17 protein-coding genes are annotated in these 16,205 nt (G+C 71.5%); 10 read left to right on the top strand and 7 right to left on the bottom strand.

The window, feature by feature from the left end; translation table 11 throughout:
* Positions 1–4 precede the first annotated feature (4 nt).
* Positions 5–205 (bottom strand): hypothetical protein, encoded by a 201-nt coding sequence (locus KLO01_RS17325; protein WP_246135979.1) that lies wholly within the window; start codon positions 203–205, stop codon positions 5–7.
* A gap of 524 nt (positions 206–729) precedes the next feature.
* Between KLO01_RS17325 and KLO01_RS00585 the strand changes: the two genes are divergently transcribed.
* Complete coding sequence (locus KLO01_RS00585) at positions 730–2,160, top strand: flavin-containing monooxygenase (protein WP_147061615.1); 1,431 nt, start codon at positions 730–732, stop codon at positions 2,158–2,160.
* Entirely contained in the window at positions 2,157–2,990 is an 834-nt protein-coding gene (locus KLO01_RS00580; protein WP_147061614.1) for an SDR family NAD(P)-dependent oxidoreductase, read from the top strand. The genes KLO01_RS00585 and KLO01_RS00580 overlap by 4 nt, the downstream gene beginning before the upstream one ends.
* 128 nt (positions 2,991–3,118) lie before the next feature.
* On the opposite strand, the gene KLO01_RS00575 is transcribed toward KLO01_RS00580, so the two are convergent.
* Positions 3,119–4,279 carry a pyridoxal phosphate-dependent aminotransferase gene (locus tag KLO01_RS00575; protein ID WP_147061613.1) on the bottom strand — a complete coding sequence of 387 codons (1,161 nt, stop codon included), beginning with the start codon at positions 4,277–4,279 and terminating at the stop codon, positions 3,119–3,121.
* 44 nt (positions 4,280–4,323) lie between these two features.
* Between KLO01_RS00575 and KLO01_RS00570 the strand changes: the two genes are divergently transcribed.
* On the top strand, positions 4,324–5,019 hold the full coding sequence (locus tag KLO01_RS00570) for a DNA alkylation repair protein (RefSeq protein WP_147061612.1): 696 nt from the start codon (positions 4,324–4,326) through the stop codon (positions 5,017–5,019).
* Between the two features lie 125 nt (positions 5,020–5,144).
* Here the strand turns inward: KLO01_RS00570 and KLO01_RS00565 are convergent, their stop codons facing one another.
* Positions 5,145–5,453, bottom strand: a complete 309-nt coding sequence (locus KLO01_RS00565) for a DUF1232 domain-containing protein (RefSeq protein WP_147061611.1) — start codon at positions 5,451–5,453, stop codon at positions 5,145–5,147.
* Positions 5,454–5,529: 76 nt separating this feature from the next.
* Positions 5,530–6,774 carry an MFS transporter gene (locus KLO01_RS00560; protein WP_222611900.1) on the bottom strand — a complete coding sequence of 415 codons (1,245 nt, stop codon included), beginning with the start codon at positions 6,772–6,774 and terminating at the stop codon, positions 5,530–5,532.
* Positions 6,775–7,050: 276 nt separating this feature from the next.
* Between KLO01_RS00560 and rpsB the strand changes: the two genes are divergently transcribed.
* Together rpsB and tsf are read left to right on the top strand one after the other, a co-directional pair.
* Entirely contained in the window at positions 7,051–7,995 is a 945-nt protein-coding gene (gene rpsB / locus KLO01_RS00555; protein WP_147061610.1) for a 30S ribosomal protein S2, read from the top strand.
* 50 nt (positions 7,996–8,045) lie between these two features.
* Entirely contained in the window at positions 8,046–8,876 is an 831-nt protein-coding gene (tsf, locus tag KLO01_RS00550) for a translation elongation factor Ts (protein WP_147061609.1), read from the top strand.
* Positions 8,877–8,961: 85 nt separating this feature from the next.
* Here tsf and KLO01_RS00545 read toward each other — a convergent pair whose 3' ends face one another.
* Positions 8,962–9,558 (bottom strand): antibiotic biosynthesis monooxygenase, encoded by a 597-nt coding sequence (locus KLO01_RS00545; protein ID WP_147061608.1) that lies wholly within the window; start codon positions 9,556–9,558, stop codon positions 8,962–8,964.
* Between the two features lie 91 nt (positions 9,559–9,649).
* Between KLO01_RS00545 and pyrH the strand changes: the two genes are divergently transcribed.
* The 4 genes from pyrH to rlmN all read left to right on the top strand — a co-directional run bounded on the left by pyrH (position 9,650) and on the right by rlmN (position 13,275).
* Complete coding sequence (gene pyrH / locus KLO01_RS00540; protein WP_147061607.1) at positions 9,650–10,402, top strand: UMP kinase; 753 nt, start codon at positions 9,650–9,652, stop codon at positions 10,400–10,402.
* A 94-nt stretch (positions 10,403–10,496) separates the two neighbouring features.
* The gene (frr, locus tag KLO01_RS00535; protein ID WP_147061606.1) at positions 10,497–11,054 is read left to right on the top strand and encodes a ribosome recycling factor; all 558 of its coding nucleotides are present in this window, start codon (positions 10,497–10,499) and stop codon (positions 11,052–11,054) included.
* 19 nt (positions 11,055–11,073) lie between these two features.
* Positions 11,074–11,934: a phosphatidate cytidylyltransferase gene (locus KLO01_RS00530; protein ID WP_147061605.1), complete on the top strand. Its 861-nt coding sequence runs from the start codon at positions 11,074–11,076 to the stop codon at positions 11,932–11,934.
* Positions 11,935–12,051: 117 nt separating this feature from the next.
* Positions 12,052–13,275, top strand: a complete 1,224-nt coding sequence (rlmN, locus tag KLO01_RS00525) for a 23S rRNA (adenine(2503)-C(2))-methyltransferase RlmN (protein ID WP_147061604.1) — start codon at positions 12,052–12,054, stop codon at positions 13,273–13,275.
* A 73-nt stretch (positions 13,276–13,348) separates the two neighbouring features.
* On the opposite strand, the gene KLO01_RS00520 is transcribed toward rlmN, so the two are convergent.
* Positions 13,349–13,846 (bottom strand): hypothetical protein, encoded by a 498-nt coding sequence (locus KLO01_RS00520; RefSeq protein ID WP_147061603.1) that lies wholly within the window; start codon positions 13,844–13,846, stop codon positions 13,349–13,351.
* A 71-nt stretch (positions 13,847–13,917) separates the two neighbouring features.
* Here KLO01_RS00520 and KLO01_RS00515 point away from each other — a divergent pair, with 71 nt between their 5' ends.
* Positions 13,918–15,105 (top strand): monooxygenase, encoded by a 1,188-nt coding sequence (locus KLO01_RS00515; RefSeq protein WP_147061602.1) that lies wholly within the window; start codon positions 13,918–13,920, stop codon positions 15,103–15,105.
* Here the strand turns inward: KLO01_RS00515 and KLO01_RS00510 are convergent.
* The gene (locus KLO01_RS00510; RefSeq protein WP_147061601.1) at positions 15,092–16,201 is read right to left on the bottom strand and encodes an LOG family protein; all 1,110 of its coding nucleotides are present in this window, start codon (positions 16,199–16,201) and stop codon (positions 15,092–15,094) included. The genes KLO01_RS00515 and KLO01_RS00510 overlap by 14 nt on opposite strands.
* Positions 16,202–16,205: the final 4 nt, after the last annotated feature.

Genomic DNA, 16,205 nt, shown 5'->3' with positions numbered 1-16,205 from the left:
GACCTCAGCGGCGGCCGGGCCCCAGCGGCAGCAGGATCACCGGTCCACCACCGAGCAACGGTCTGGGGTCCACGTAGCCCGCCCCGCGCACGGCACCGAGGTGCAGGCAGCCGCCACCGCAGTGCGTCCGGCCCTCCACCGTCCCGAGGACCCCACCCCGGGCAACTGCGGCACCCACGGTCACGGAGCCACGCACGGGTTTCATAGGTGCTCCGCAGACCGCTCGGGTGGGTCACGCTCACGGTCCCGCGGCCCGCGACCACCCCGACGTGGGTGACGAGCCCGGCATCGACGGCGCGGACCTCTTGGCCCTGGCGTGCGGCGAGGTCGAGGCCGCGGTGGCCCCGGCCGTAGGTGGACCTCGGTGCCACGAACCTCGCCGTCACGGCAGGTCGGGGGTCGAGCGGCCAGGACCACGTCCGCCGGAGCGGGACCGGGTCGCGCTGCGCGGAGACAGTCCCGTGGCCGGAGTCGGGCAAGGGCAGCGCCGCACCGGGCACGAGGCTGCCCGTGACCCCGATGGCGACGACGGCCCGACGGAGTGCGCTGCGGATCGACATGCCGGCCAGCGTCCGCCCTCACCAGCCCCACCGCGAGCCGCACACCCACCACCTGTGGACGACGACGCCACGAGGCAGGGCCTGTGGACGAGCGCCCTCGCCACGTCGTGAACAGCCGCACCCGCGCATCGGCGCCTCCACGACAGGCGGCGGTGCCATGATCGCGGCCATGGCCTACCTCGTGAAGCAGCGCCACCGGGCGCCCGCGGTCACCACGCCCGTCCCCACCGACCCCTCGCTCCCTCGGGCCTGCGTCATCGGTGCCGGCTCGTCGGGCATCGCCGCGGCGAAGGCGCTCGCGGAAGCCGGCGTGCCCTTCGACTGGTTCGAGCAGGGCAGCGTCGTCGGAGGCAACTGGGTGCTCGACAACCCCAACGGGCAGTCGGCCTGCTACGAGACGCTCGAGATCAACACGTCGTGCCCACGGATGGCCTACTCGGACTTCCCGATGCCGGCCGACTACCCGGCCTACGCCCGCCACGACCAGGTCGCCGCCTACTTCGACGCCTACGTCGACCACTTCGCGCTGCGAGACCGGATCACCTTCGAGACGACGGTGGTCGAGGTCGCCCGCGAGCCCGACGGGAGCTGGACCGTGCGCACCGACGGGCCCGACGGCACACGCACCCGGACCTACGACGCGGTCCTCGTGGCCAACGGCCACCACTGGGACCCGCGCTGGCCCGACCCGGCCTACCCCGGGACGTTCGACGGCGAGCAGATCCACGCCCACGACTACCGGTCGGCCGACCAGCTGCGCGGACGCGACGTCGTCGTCGTGGGGTCGGGCAACTCCGCGCTCGACATCTCGGTGGAGGCCGGCCGGGTCGCCCGCTCCGCGGTGCTGTCGCAGCGCCGGGGGCAGTGGGTGCTGCGCAAGTACCTCCTCGGCAGGCCGTCGGACCAGGCTGCGCTCCCGGGCTGGCTCCCGTGGTGGGCGACCGCCCTGCGCCTGCGCATCGGTGCGCTGACCTCCGGCAACGTCGCCCGGCTCGGGCTGCCGCAGCCCGAGCACAAGCCGGGACAGTCCCACCCCGTGCAGTCCGAGGGCATCCGCGAGGCCCTGCGCTCCGGGGCCGTCACGCCGAAGCCGGCGATCGAGCGTCTCGAGGGAGACCGCGTGGTGTTCGTCGACGGGACGAGCGCGCCGGCCGACCTCATCGTCTGGGCGACCGGCTACAAGGTCTCCTTCCCCTTCCTCGACCCGTCGCTGCTGGCCGCGCCCGACAACGAGCTCCCGCTGTGGAAGCGCACCGTCCACCCCGACCTCCCGGGCCTGTACTTCATCGGGCTGCTCCAGCCGGTCGGTGCCGTCATGCCGCTCGCGGAGGCACAGGGGGTCTGGGTCGCCGAGACCCTGGCGGGGCGGTACACGCCACCGCCCGCCGACGAGGTGCGCCGCCAGATGGCCGCCGATCACGAGCGCAACCGTCGCCAGTTCTACGCGTCCCCGCGCCACACGATGGAGGTCGACTTCGACCACTACCTCTGGGACCTGGAGCGCGAGCGACGGCGCGGGGCGTCTCGCGCCACAACCTCCCGTATGCCGGTCGTCCCGGTCCCCGGGTCGCCGGACGACATCTCGGGGTCGCGTCCGTGAGCTCGCGCGGTGGTGCGCTCGTGACGGGTGCGGGTGGAGGGCTGGGACGCGAGATCGCCACCCGACTGGGGGCCGCGGGGTTCCACGTCCTCGTCACCGACGTCGACGGGGCCGCGGCGCACGCCGCTGCCGCCGAGATCTCGGCGGCCGGGGATGCGGCCACCGGCCTCGAGCTCGACGTGCGGGACCAGGGCGCGATGCGACGGGCTGCCCGTGCCGCGGTCGAGGCCGCGGGGTCGTTGGCGCTGTGGGTCAACAACGCGGGCATCCTCCTGACCGGGCCCGTGTGGGAGCAGGACGACGCCCAGCGCCGGCTCATGTTCGAGGTCAACGCTCTCGGCACGATGCACGGCACCGTGGCCGCCCTCGAGGTGATGCGTCCCGCGAGGACCGGGCACATCATCAACGTCGGGTCGCTCGCGGGTCTGGTCTCCGTCCCGGGTGAGGGGGTCTACGCGGCGACCAAGCACGCCGTCGTGGGGCTCAGCACCTCGACCCTGGCCGACCTGCGGGCCGCGGGGGAGCGGGAGGTCCACATCAGCTGCATCTGCCCCGACGGCATGTGGACGCCGATGCTCCACGACAAGCTCGACGACCCGCAGGCGTCGATGTCGTTCTCCGGCCAGCTCCTCCAGCCCGAGGACGTCGCCGACGCCGTGCTCCGCCTCGTCGACCGGCCGCGCCCGGTTCTCGCCCTGCCCCGCTGGCGCGGCGTCGAGGTGAGGCTCTTCGACCTCGTGCCGGGGTTGGCGATGCGGGCGGTGCCGCTCGTCGTGCGGATGAGCCGGGTGCAGCAGCGGGCCGCCGCCCGCCGGCTTCGCAACACCTGACCGATTGGTCGAAAACTGTCGCCCGTGTCGGCGCAGTTCGTGACCAAGTGGTCGAAAGATGTCGGTCCGGTCGGCGCAGTTCGTGACCAATTGGTCGAAAGATGTCGCCCGGGGCGGGGGCGGGCGCGTCAGGGGCGCAGCGCCGACAGCCTCACCGCTGCCTCGCGCAGGACGTCGTCCTGCTTGCAGAAGGCGAACCGCACGAGGGTGCGCGCCGCCTCGACGTCGTCGTGGAAGACCGACACCGGCACCCCGGCGACACCGGCCCGCGCCGGCAGGGCCCGGCAGAACTCGAGGGCGTCGGTCGCACCGAGAGGCGCCGCGTCCGCGACGACGAAGTACGTCCCGCCGGGGACCGACACGTCGAGCCCGATGTCGCCCAGCGCCGTGACGAGCAGGTCGCGCTTGGCCTGGAGCGCTCGGGAGAGACCGGCATACACGTCGTCGCCGAGACCCAGCCCCACCGCGACCGCCGGCTGGAACGGTCCGGAGCCGACGTACGTGAGGAACTGCTTCACCGTCCGCACGGCGGCCACCGCCTCGGCCGGACCGGACACCCAGCCCACCTTCCAGCCGGTCGTCGAGAAGGTCTTGCCGGCCGACGAGATGGTCAGCGTCCGCTCCGCCATGCCCGGCAGCGTCGCCACCGGCACGTGCTCGAGGTCGTCGAAGACGAGGTGCTCGTAGACCTCGTCGGTGACGACCCACGCGTCGTGCTCGCGTGCCAGTGAGCAGATGAGGTCGAGCTCGGCGCGCGTGAAGACCTTGCCCGTCGGGTTGTGCGGCGTGTTGAGCAGCACGAGCCGGGTGCGCGACGAGAACGCCGCCCGCAGCGACTCCTCGTCGACGGCGAAGTCGGGGAAGCGGAGCACCGACGTCCGGCGGACGGCTCCCGCGAGGGAGACCGACGCGGCATACGAGTCGTAGTAGGGCTCGAAGGTGACGACCTCGTCGCCGGGCTCGCACAGCGCGAGGATCGTCGCCGCGATCGCCTCGGTGGCGCCGACGGTGACGAGCACCTCGCGTCGCGGGTCGAGGTCGAGCCCGTAGAAACGCTTCTGGTGGACCGCGATCGCGTCGAGCAGCTCGGGGACGCCGGCGCCGGGCGGGTACTGGTTGCGCCCGCCGTCGATCGCGGCCTTCGCGGCGTCGAGCACCTCCTGCGGGCCGTCCGTGTCGGGGAAGCCCTGTCCGAGGTTGAGCGCGCCGTGCTCGACGGCCAGGCCCGACATCTCCGCGAAGATCGTCGAACCGAAACCCTGCATCCGGTGCACCAGAGGCGAATCCATGATTCGCAGGCTACGCGTCAGGAAGCGGGCTTACGCTCGGCGACATGACCGACGTGGGCACCGAGCTCGTCGACGCCCTGCGTGCTTCGCTCCGCACCGGCGCAGACCCCGAGCGCGCCGTCGGCCAGCAGCGCTACATGAAGAGCGCGATGCCCTTCCTCGGCCTCACGTCACCGGGGCGCCGGCAGCTCGTCCGGCCGGTCCTCGCCGACCCAGGGCTGCGCCTCGACAGCCGCGCGACCTTCGAGTCGGCGGTCCGCTCGCTCTGGGACGAGGCCGTGTTTCGCGAGGAGAGGTATGCCGCACTCGACCTCCTCCGCCACCGCGCCTACCGCTCGTGGCGCGACCCGGACGTCATGCCTCTGGTCGAGCACCTCGTCGTGACCGGGGCGTGGTGGGACCTCGTCGACGAGACCTCCGCCGTCGTGGGCGAGGTGCTCCTCGACGACCCGGAGGGGGAGGGGCTGCGCATGCGCGACTGGTCCGAGCGCGAGAACCTCTGGCTGCGGCGGTCGGCGATCATCAGCCAGCTGCGGCACAAGGACCGCACCGACACCGAGCTGCTCGAGGCGGTCATCGAGCCCAACCTCGACGACCACGAGTTCTTCATCCGCAAGGCGATCGGGTGGGCGTTGCGCCAGTACTCCCGCACCGACCCGGTGTGGGTCCAGTCGTTCGTGGACCGGCACACCCACCGGCTGTCCGGGCTGAGCCGTCGCGAGGCCCTCAAGCACCTCTGAGGCGCGCCGGTCCCGGGTGCTGTCGGGGCCATCTCGCGTCCTCGGGGTCAGATCGGGCCCCGACGACGCGGGGTTGCCCCGACGCCGGCCGCACCGGCCACCGCGACGTGCTCGACGTGGACGGCTCAGCCTCGACGGCGCCTCCGGCCGAAGTCCACCCCCGAGTCGACGAGGACGCGACGCGCCCGCGCCAGCCGCAGCACGAAGAGCACGGCCACCCCGACCACGCCCGCGTCGTCCACGAGTCCCAACGGCCCGAGGACGGCTTCGGGGACGACGTCGACGGGGACGACGAGGTAGAAGCCGGCCATCGTCAGCGCGACCGGGCCGCGCGGGGGGATCCTGTACCGCCACATGAGCAGCCCGACGACGGCGAGGAAGAGGCCGAGGAGCACGGCGAGCGCGACGAGCACGGTCCGCACGACGTCATCCATGACCCGAGTGTCCCTCACCGCCCGAGGGCGTGCCCGCGTCGTGGTCAGCCGGCCTCGGGTTCGGCCGGCACCGGGGTCAGCCGGCGTCGGGGTCGTCGTCGCCGGCGTGCGCGATGGAGTCCAGCTGGCGCCACACGAGCGCGAGGATGAGCGCGGTGCCGACGAACGCGAACCAGAACGGCGCGGTGAGCCCCCACTGCTGCGCGATCGGCCCGCCGATGGCCTGACCGACGACGAGCCCGAGGAAGAGTCCCGTCACATAGACGCTTCCGACCCGACCCTGGTATGCCGTGGGCACGGCTCGCTGGCGCACCGTCACGCTCACCGTCCCCCAGGTGAAGGCGTAGGCGCCGAAGACGGTCATGATGACGATCGCCACCCACCCGGTCGTGGCGAGGGCCAGCGCGAGGTGGGTGAGGACCTCGGCCAGCAGGCACGCCTTCATGAGCGTCGCCAGCGAGAACCGGCTCGACAGCCGGTCGAAGACCAGGGTGGCGAGGACACCGCCGACCGCGCTCGCCGTCGTGAGCAGGCCGAACCCGACCGGCCCCATGTCGAGGTGGTCGATCGAGTAGAGGACGAGCACCGACCACGCGGCGCCCCACGTGACGTTGAAGGCGAGGATGACGAGCGCCAGGGTGCGCATCGCCGCGTGGTGGCGGACCCAGCGGAGGCCGTCGCGGATGTCGGCGCGGAGGTGCGTGTCCACGCTCCCGCGCACACCGCCGCGCGGCAGCTCCATTCGGGCGATCATCCCGAGGGCCAGCACCACGAGGAGCACCTGGGTGACGAAGGGCCAGACCATGCCGGCGGCGAAGAGGAAGGCGCCGACGGGTGGTCCGACGAGCTGGTTCGCCGTGAGGAACCCGGCCTGCAGGCGCACCTGGCCGGTGCGCACGTCGTCGCGCCGCACGAGCATCGGCAGCAACGTGCTCGCCGTGGAGTCGGCGAAGACCTCGCAGACGCCGTAGGCGAACATCGTCGCCAGCACGACCACGATGGACACGTGCTCGGTGACGATGAAGCCGCACAGGACGAGGACGACCACGACACGCAGGCAGTTCGCCGTGACGATGATGCGCTTGCGGTCGAGGCGGTCGGCCACCGCACCGGCCCAGAGCCCGAGCAGCAGCCACGGCAGGCGCTGCAGGAGAGCGGCCATCGCGACGAGGGTGGGGTTGCGGGTCTGCGAGGCGACGAGAAGGGGGCCTGCGGCGAGGGCGATGCCGTCGCCGATGTTGCTCGTCCACGACGCCGACATGAGCCACCGGAACGGTCGCCCAAGGCGCGACGGCGCGAGAACCTCCCCCAGACGTGACACGAGCGGGGATCCTACGCCGGGGCCCGTCACCCGCGCCCGTCACCGATTTCTCGGCTGGCCCGCCGGAGCGTACGATGGGCCACGGTGTTCGTGTGCTCGCACCCGGACACCAAATTCGCGCGTTCCACTGCCGCTGACTGGATCACCACGAAGCGGGGACGCACCACCACGGTCCGGAGCCACACGGCATACGGCGGGGTGCGTCAGGACGTCAGGCAGGTGCCCACAATCCGTGGGTCACCGACGCAACTGAAACAAGCACAAGGAGAACACGGCATGGCCGTCGTCACCATGCGCCAGCTCCTCGAGAGCGGCGTCCACTTCGGGCACCAGACCCGTCGCTGGAACCCGAAGATGAAGCGCTTCATCATGACCGAGCGCAACGGGATCTACATCATCGACCTGCAGCAGTCGGTGACCTACATCAACAACGCGTACGAGTTCGTCCGCGAGACCGTCGCCCACGGTGGCTCGATCCTCTTCGTCGGCACCAAGAAGCAGGCCCAGGAGCCCATCGCCGAGCAGGCGACGCGCGTCGGCATGCCCTACGTCAACCACCGCTGGCTCGGTGGCATGCTCACCAACTTCCAGACGATCTCCAAGCGTCTGACCCGTCTCGTCGAGCTCGACGAGATCGACTTCGAGGACGTCGCGAGCTCGGGCCGCACCAAGAAGGAGCTCCTGCTCCTCAAGCGTGAGCGCGACAAGCTCGACAAGACCCTCGGCGGCATCCGTGGCATGGCCAAGGTCCCCTCCGCCGTGTGGATCGTCGACACCAAGAAGGAGCACCTCGCCGTCGACGAGGCGCGCAAGCTCGGCCTCCCGGTCATCGCGATCCTCGACACCAACTGCGACCCCGACGAGGTCGACTACAAGATCCCCGGCAACGATGACGCGATCCGCTCCGTCACGCTGCTGACGCGGGTCATCGCCGACGCCGTGGCCGAGGGCCTCATCTCGCGTTCGGGTGGCAACGCCGCCGCGGACACCGAGGACGCCGGCAACGAGCCGCTCGCCGAGTGGGAGCGCGAGCTCCTCGGTGGCGACGCCGAGGCTGCCGCCGAGACCGCTGAGACCGTGGCCCCCGAGGCCGGCGCGACGGCTGCCGCCGACGCGACCGAGGCCGCTCCGGCCGAGGCTGCCCCGGCCGCCGACGCCGAGGCTGCTCCCGCGCAGGACGCTCCGGCCGAGGCCGAGGCTGCTCCCGCCGAGCAGGCCTGAGCCGCACCCTTCTCCCTCCGTCTTTGACACAGAAAGAAGCGCACACACACATGGCGAACTACACCGCCGCTGACATCAAGGCGCTCCGTGAGTCCACGGGTGCCGGCATGCTCGACGTCAAGAAGGCCCTCGACGAGGCCGACGGCGACCAGGCCAAGGCCACCGAGATCCTGCGGGTCAAGGGCCTCAAGGGCGTGACCAAGCGCGAGGGTCGCACCACCTCCAACGGTCTGGTCATCGCCAAGGCCGAGGGTGGCGTGGGCACGCTCGTCGAGGTCCTCTGCGAGACCGACTTCGTCGCCAAGGGCGAGAAGTTCATCGCCCTGGCCGAGCAGGTCTTCGACCAGGCCGTCGCGGTCAAGGCCACCACCGCGGAGGAGCTCCTCGCGAGCACCCTCCCCGACGGCCAGACCGTCCAGGAGCTGCTCGACGCGTCCAACGCGACGATCGGCGAGAAGATCGAGGTCAAGCGCGTCGCACGCGTCGAGGCCCCGAACGTCGCCGCGTACCTCCACAAGACGAGCCCCGACCTGCCCGCGCAGATCGGCGTCCTCGTGGCGACCGAGGGTGGCGACGAGTCCGTCGCCCGCGACGTCGCGATGCACATCGCCGCGTTCAGCCCGACCGTCCTCACGCGTGACGAGGTCGACGCCGAGACGGTCGAGAACGAGCGTCGCGTCGCCGAGGCCACGGCCAAGGAGGAGGGCAAGCCCGAGGCTGCGCTCCCCAAGATCGTCGAGGGTCGCGTCAACGGCTTCTTCAAGGAGAACGTCCTGCTCGAGCAGCCGTTCGCCAAGGAGCCGAAGAAGACCGTCGCCAAGGTCCTCGAGGAGGCCGGCGCCACGGCGACGTCCTTCGCGCGGTTCCGCGTCGGTGGCTGACCTGCTCTGACACCCGCTGGCTCAGCACCAGCACCCGGTATGCCGTCCGCTCACCTGGAGCGGACGGCATACCTGCGTCTGGGGGTCACGACGACCCCCGACTGAGCCAGGGATGGAACAGCTTCGTCATCCTCGGGAGGATGAGGTAGGTCATGAGCGGGGTCGCGACGAGCGTCGAGAGCAGCACGCGCGCCCACGCCGGCCAGCCGCCGGTGAACGGCCCGAACAGGTAGGTCAGCGTCACCGACGTCGGGAAGAACGCGAGCCAGATGACGACCATCTGCTTCCAGCGCGGGGGAGCGGGGGCGACGGTGGGCACCAGCTCCGAGACGTCCTGCTCCTCGGGCTCGTCGAACCAGCCCTCGATGCCGGTGCGGTGCTCGATCCGGGTGTCCTCGACGAGGTTGGTGCCGGCGGTGAGCCAGCGGTTGCGCTCGTTGGACTCCTGCCAGGTCGCGAGCGAGTCACGCGAGTCGAACCGGTAGAGCATGTGCCAGTCGGTCGACTGCCGCGACGGGCGCACCCACCCGGACCCGAGGAAACCGGGGAAGTGGCTGGCCATCTGGGTTCCGGCATCGGCCCACGCACGCATGAGCAGCTCGTCCTCCGGGCGCACCCGGCGGGTGATGGCGACGGTCACGGGACCTGAGCCCGGGGGCGGCGGTGCGGGGGTGTCGGTCACGGGCCCAGTCTGCCAACCCGGAGGCGGCGACCACCCGCCCGGTGTGCGAGGATTCCGGGGCACCGCCCGCAGCGACTGCCGAGGAGGCACGGTGACCACTGACGTCCAGACGCAGCCCACTTCCACCACGACGAAGGCCGGCCCCCGACGGGTCCTGCTCAAGCTCAGCGGCGAGGTGTTCGGCGGCGGCAAGATCGGCGTCGACCCCGAGGTCGTGCGCGGCATCGCGCGTCAGATCGCCGAGGCGATCCGGCAGGGCACCCAGGTCGCCATCGTCGTCGGCGGTGGCAACTTCTTCCGCGGGGCCGAGCTCCAGCAGAAGGGCATGGAGCGCTCTCGCGCCGACTACATCGGGATGCTCGGCACGGTGATGAACTGCCTCGCCCTCCAGGACTTCCTCGAGAAGGAGGGCATCGACACCCGCGTCCAGACCGCCATCGCGATGGGGCAGGTCGCCGAGCCCTACATCCCGCGTCGTGCGATCCGCCACCTCGAGAAGGGGCGCGCCGTGATCTTCGGTGCCGGGGCGGGTATGCCGTACTTCTCCACCGACACCGTGAGCGCGCAGCGGGCGCTGGAGTGCCAGTGCGACATGGTGCTCATGTCCAAGAGCGGCGTCGACGGGGTCTACGACTCGGACCCGCGGACCAACCCGGACGCCCGCAAGCTCGACACCGTGACCTACGGCGACGCCCTGCGCCGCGGCCTCAAGGTCGTCGACGCCGCGGCGTTCAGCCTCTGCATGGAGAACGGCCTGCCGATGCGGGTCTTCGGCATGGAGGGCGAGGGCAACATCACCCGCGCGCTGCTCGGCGAGGCCCTGGGGACGCTCGTCACGGCCTGAGGGCCCACCACTGCGGCGTTGCCGCCATTGTTTGACAAACTGGACCGTGGCCGCCCCACCGGGCGGCACGGCATACCGAAGGAGACCTGCGCCCATGATCGACGACACCATGCTCGAGGCCGAGGAGAAGATGGAGAAGGCCGTCGAGGTCGCCAAGGACAACCTGTCCGGCATCCGCACGGGCCGCGCCCACCCCGGCATGTTCAACAAGGTCGTCGTCGACTACTACGGTGCGCCGACCCCGCTGCAGCAGCTCGCGTCCTTCCAGACGCCCGAGGCGCGCACGATCCTCATCAGCCCGTTCGACAAGGGCGCCATGGCCAACATCGAGAAGGCCCTGCGTGACGCCGACCTCGGCGTGAACCCCTCCAACGACGGCAACATCATCCGGTGCGTCCTGCCGCAGCTCACCGAGGAGCGGCGCAAGGAGTACATCAAGATGGCCCGCAGCCAGGGTGAGGACGCCAAGGTCGCGATCCGCAACATCCGCCGTCAGGCCAAGGAGTCCATCGAGAAGCTCGTCAAGGACGGCGACGTCGGCGAGGACGAGGGCTCGCGCGCCGAGAAGGACCTCGAGTCGACGACGAAGAAGTACGTCGACACCGTCGACGAGGTGCTCAAGAGCAAGGAGACCGAGCTGCTCGAGGTCTGACCTCGGGTGGACGTCCGTGATGAGCGACTTCTCCACGACTGAGGAGCCCACCAAGCCGAAGACCAAGGCGGGCCGGGACCTCCCGGCCGCCATCGGCGTCGGTGTCGGGCTGGCTGCCCTCGTCATCGCCTCGCTCGCCTTCCACCGGGAGCTCTTCCTCCCGGTCCTCGTCGTCGCGATCGTGCTCGGCGCGTGGGAGATGCGCCGTGCCGTCCGGCAGGCCGGCGTCGACGTGCCCTTCGTGCCCGTCGTCATCGGCGCGGTGTCGATGCTGCTGTCGGCCTACTACCGGGGGCCCGAAGCGCTCGTCCTCACCTTCGGCCTCACCTGCATCGGCATCCTCGTCTGGCGGGTCGCCGACGGGCTCGACGGTGCGATGCGCGACATCAGCGGTGCGCTGTTCGTCGCGCTGTACCCGTGCTTCCTCGGTGGGTTCGCCTCGCTGCTCCTCGCGCCCGAGGACGGGCACCTGCGGATCATCTACTTCATCCTCGTCACCGTGGCCTCCGACATCGGCGGCTACGCGTTCGGGGTGTTCCTCGGCAAGCACCCGATGGCCCCCTCGCTGTCGCCCAAGAAGTCGTGGGAGGGCTTCGCCGGGTCGGCCTTCACCTGCGCCGTCGTCGGTGCGCTGGGTCTGACCTTCCTGCTCGACGGGGTGTGGTGGCAGGGCGCCGTCATCGGTGTCGTCGTCGCGGCCGCCGCGACCATCGGCGACCTCATCGAGTCGAGCATCAAGCGCGACCTCGGGATCAAGGACATGGGGACGCTCCTGCCCGGTCACGGTGGCCTCATGGACCGCCTCGACTCGCTCGTCGTGTGCATCCCCGTGGTCTGGGCCCTGCTCCTCTGGGCCGCGCCAGTCGCCTCCGGCTCCTGAACGGGAGCCACCAGCTCCTCAACGGGAGCCTCCAGCTCCTGACCGGGAGCCTGCGCCTCAGGACCGTGCAGCCGCAGGTTGGCCTTGGGCGCAGGCGGCTGAGAGACTTGCGTTCTCATGACCACACTCCCCGAACCCACCGTCGGCCCTCCCGTGCCGGGGCAGCTCACCTTCCAGGCGCCCCGCCGCGGCAAGCCGCCGCGCCACCTCGCCGACCTCACCCCTGCCGAGCGCAAGGCGGCGGTCGAGGAGCTCGGCCACAAGGGCTTCCGGGCCAAGCAGCTGTCGACGCACTACTTCGAGCGACTCGTCGAGTCGCCCGAGGAGATGACCGACCTGCCCAAGGCCGTGCGCGACCAGCTCGTCGCCGACCTGCTGCCGCCGCTGCTCACGCCGGTGCGCACCCTCGAGGCCGACCGGGGCGCCACGCTCAAGTCCGTGTGGCGCCTGCACGACGGCGCCCTCGTCGAGTCGGTGCTCATGCGCTACCCGCGCCGCGTGACGATCTGCATCTCGAGCCAGGCGGGCTGCGGCATGAACTGCCCGTTCTGCGCCACCGGCCAGGCCGGGCTGACCCGCAACATGTCGGCCGCCGAGATCGTCGAGCAGGTGGTCGACGCCAACCGCAAGCTGCGGCACGGCGCGCTGCCGGCCATCGGTGCGACGCACCCGGCGGAGGCGGGGCTCGGTGACGAGTCCGAGGAGGACGCCGACGACGCCGACACCTCGGGCCACGGGCCGCAGCGGGTCAGCAACGTCGTCTTCATGGGCATGGGCGAGGCGCTGGCCAACTACAAGGCGGCGATCGGCGCGATCCGACGCCTCACCGACCCCTCGCCCGACGGCCTGGGCATGTCCGCCCGCGGCATCACGATGTCGACGGTCGGCCTCGTCCCCGGCATCGACAAGCTCACGGCCGAGGGCATCCCGGTCACGCTCGCGCTGTCGCTGCACGCGCCGGACGACGAGCTGCGTGACGAGCTCGTCCCGATCAACACGCGGTGGAAGGTCGACGAGGCACTCGACGCGGCCTACCGCTACTACGAGGCGACCGGCCGGCGCGTGAGCATCGAGTACGCCCTCATCAAGGACATCAACGACCACGCCTGGCGGGCCGACCTCCTCGGCGAGAAGCTCGTCTCCCGCGGCAAGGGCTGGGTCCACGTCAACCCCATCCCGCTCAACCCGACGCCGGGGTCGAAGTGGACCGCCTCGCGCCGTGGTGTCGAGCAGCAGTTCGTCGAGCGGCTGCGCGCCCACGGCATCCCCACGACGGTGCGCGACACCCGCGGCTCCGACATCGACGGGGCCTGCGGCCAGCTGGCGGCGACGACCGCGTAGGCGAGCGGGTTCGACGACCCGCGTAGGCCGGCATGCGGGCACTGCCTCCGTATGCCGGCCGCCCACCTCACGCTCACGTCGTCGGCGCGCCCCGCTGGTCGCGCAGGACGATCGGCGCGGAGAGCCCCTCGCGCGAGACGGCCCAGACATCGACCTGGGTCGGCGCCCACGTGCACATCGTGCCCTCGTCGCGCTCGACGACGAGCCGGAGGCTACCCTCCTGCGCCGTGACGTGTGATGTCGAGGCGCAGTTCGGGTAGACGCCGACGACGATCACCTCCTGCGCGAGGTCGACGGACTGGACCTTGGCGCGCTCCGCCGCCGGGATGGCCGTCGGCAGGAGGCCCAGGAGCTCGCGGCGCTGGCCCTCGTCGTTGACGAGCCGCGTCCGCAGTCCCGGGTTGTCAGGGCCCTCGTGCAGGTCGCGGTAGTTGCCCTGGCTCCACCCCGCGGCGAGCCGGGAGGCCGGCTCGGCGCCGCCCCAGCCGCAGGCCGCGAGCGACCCGAGAACGACGGCGGTGACGGCAGCGAGGGCGGCGGTCCCGCGCGTGGTGCGCAGAAGTGGGGTCACGCTCGTTGGACGCGGGGGCCGTCGCTCCGGTTCCACCGAGTCAGGCGGGAGACGGCGACTACTCTGGGGACATGCACCTGCGCCTGGCCGCGGTCGGCGTCGTCGCCGCCCTCACCCTCACCGCCTGCGGTGGCACCCTCCCCGTCAACCTGCGCGGCGAGGACTCCCACGGCGGCAGCAGCCACGCCGCCTCGGCCACTCCGCAGAAGGCCAAGGCCGAGCCCGAGGCGCCCGAGGTCGCGCTGCGCGCCGGCGAGACCTTCCAGGAGATCTCGATGGCCGCCAAGTACACGCCCAAGGCGCCCTACGGCAGTGGCACCGACGACTACCGCTGCTTCCTCGTCGACCCGAAGTTCGCGCAGGACATGATCGTCAGCGGCGTCAAGGTCGAGCCCGACAACCCCGACGCGGTGCACCACGTCATCCTCTACAAGGTCGAGCCGCAGGACGTCGCCGCTGCGGAGGCGCAGGACGCGCAGGAGCCCGGCGACGGCTGGACCTGCTTCGGTGGCACCGGCATCAAGGGTGGCCCGGCCTCGCAGATCAACAGCGCCGAGTGGGTCGCGGCGTGGGCTCCCGGCGGTGGGGAGCGCGTCATGGCCGACGACATCGGCATCCCGCTCGCCAAGGGGTCGCGGATCGTCATGCAGATGCACTACAACCTGCTCGTCGGCAACGGGGCCGACCAGAGCAGCGCCCGGCTGCGGCTCACCCCCGCGTCCGCGGGGACCAAGACCCCGCTCCAGACGATGCTGCTCCCGGCCCCCGTTGAGCTGCCGTGTCGCAAGGGCACGCCCGGCGAGCTCTGCGCGCGCACCCCGGCGGTCGCCGACATCCGCAAGCGCTTCGGCGAGCAGGTCGCCACCGCGGACCTGCTGCACCTGCTCTGTGGGCCGCTCAAGCCCGGGCCGACGCAGTCCTGCACGCGTCCCGTCACCGAGCCCGGGCAGATCCGGGCGGTCGCCGGGCACATGCACCTGCTGGGCCGGTCGATCACGGTCGACGTCAACAAGGGCACCCCGCAGGCCAGGCGCGTGCTCGACCTGCCCGTGTGGAACTTCGACGACCAGGACGCCGTGGCGCTGCCCAAGCCGGTCGCGGTGAAGAAGGGCGACACGCTCACCGTGACGTGCACCCACGACCAGGCGCTGCGCGACGTCCTGCCCGCCTACAAGGGCACCAAGGAGCGCTACGTCGCGTGGGGCGAGGGCACGACCGACGAGATGTGCCTCGGCATCGTCCTGCTCACCCGCGGCTGAGCACGATGTCGGCGGCCTCGTCGATGTCGTCGACGAGGTGGACCACCCGGCCGAGCCCCCGGTCGCGCCCGAGCGCCTCGATCGCTGGCCACACCGGGACGTCGCGCGACCAGTGGTCGACGCCGACGAGCACCAGCGGCGGCAGCACCCCGCCCTCCGTCGCGTAGTAGAGCGGCGTGATCGACTGGAAGATCTCCTGCACCGTGCCAGCGGCGCCGTGCAGGACGATGAGCCCGGCGGTCGAGCGGGCGAGCAGCCCGTCCTCGCGGATCGCGTTGCTGAAGTACTTCGCGATGCCGTTGCAGAAGACGTTGGGCGGCTCGTGCCCGTAGAACCAGGTCGGGATGCCGACGCTGCGAATGCGGCTGTCCGGCAACGGGACTCGCACGAGCTCGTCATAGGTCTCGAGTGCGACCGTGGCCCAGTCGCGGATCGACGGACGGAACGAGGGTATGCCGGCCAGTCGCCCGAGCGCCGTCGTCACCGCCTCGGGTGACGGGCTGAGGGCGCCGAGGTTCGCGGCCTCCATCGCGCCCGGCCCGCCGCCCGTGGCGACGACGAGCCCAGCGGAGGCGAGCCGGTGTCCGAGACGGGCGGCACCGGCATACGCCTCGCTGTCGCGCGTCAGCGCGTGACCGCCCATGACGCCGACGACCGGTGCGGCGCCGAGGAACTCGCTCAGGGCGTCGCTCACCGAGTCGTCGTGGATGGCGCGCAGCAGAGTGGCGAAGACGTCGTGGTGCAGGTCGGCGTCGCGCGCCCAGGTGTAGGCCCGTGCGTCGGGGGTGCTCTCGTAGCCGTAGCGGGCGAGGCCGGCATACAGGTCGTGCGGCTGGTAGAGGCTCGCGCGGTAGGGGTTGACGGGGGCGTGCGGGTCGGTGGGGAAGACGAGGGCGCCGTGCAGGCGCAGGTGCTCGTCGAGCTCGGGGGAGAGGCGGCCTCCGAGGACGACGAGACCGTCGAGGTCGGTCCGCGAGAGGAGCCGCTCCTCGTGGCGGGTGAGGTCGAGGTCCTGGATCCGCAGGCCTCGCAGGGAGGCCCCGCTCGCGAGTGCCGCGTCGAGGTCGCGCAGCGTCTCGATCTCGTTCTCTCGCATGGCC

Source organism: Knoellia locipacati (assembly GCF_007992835.1).
GTDB lineage: Bacteria > Actinomycetota > Actinomycetes > Actinomycetales > Dermatophilaceae > Knoellia > Knoellia locipacati.
This window is presented reverse-complemented; position numbering and strand designations above follow the sequence as displayed.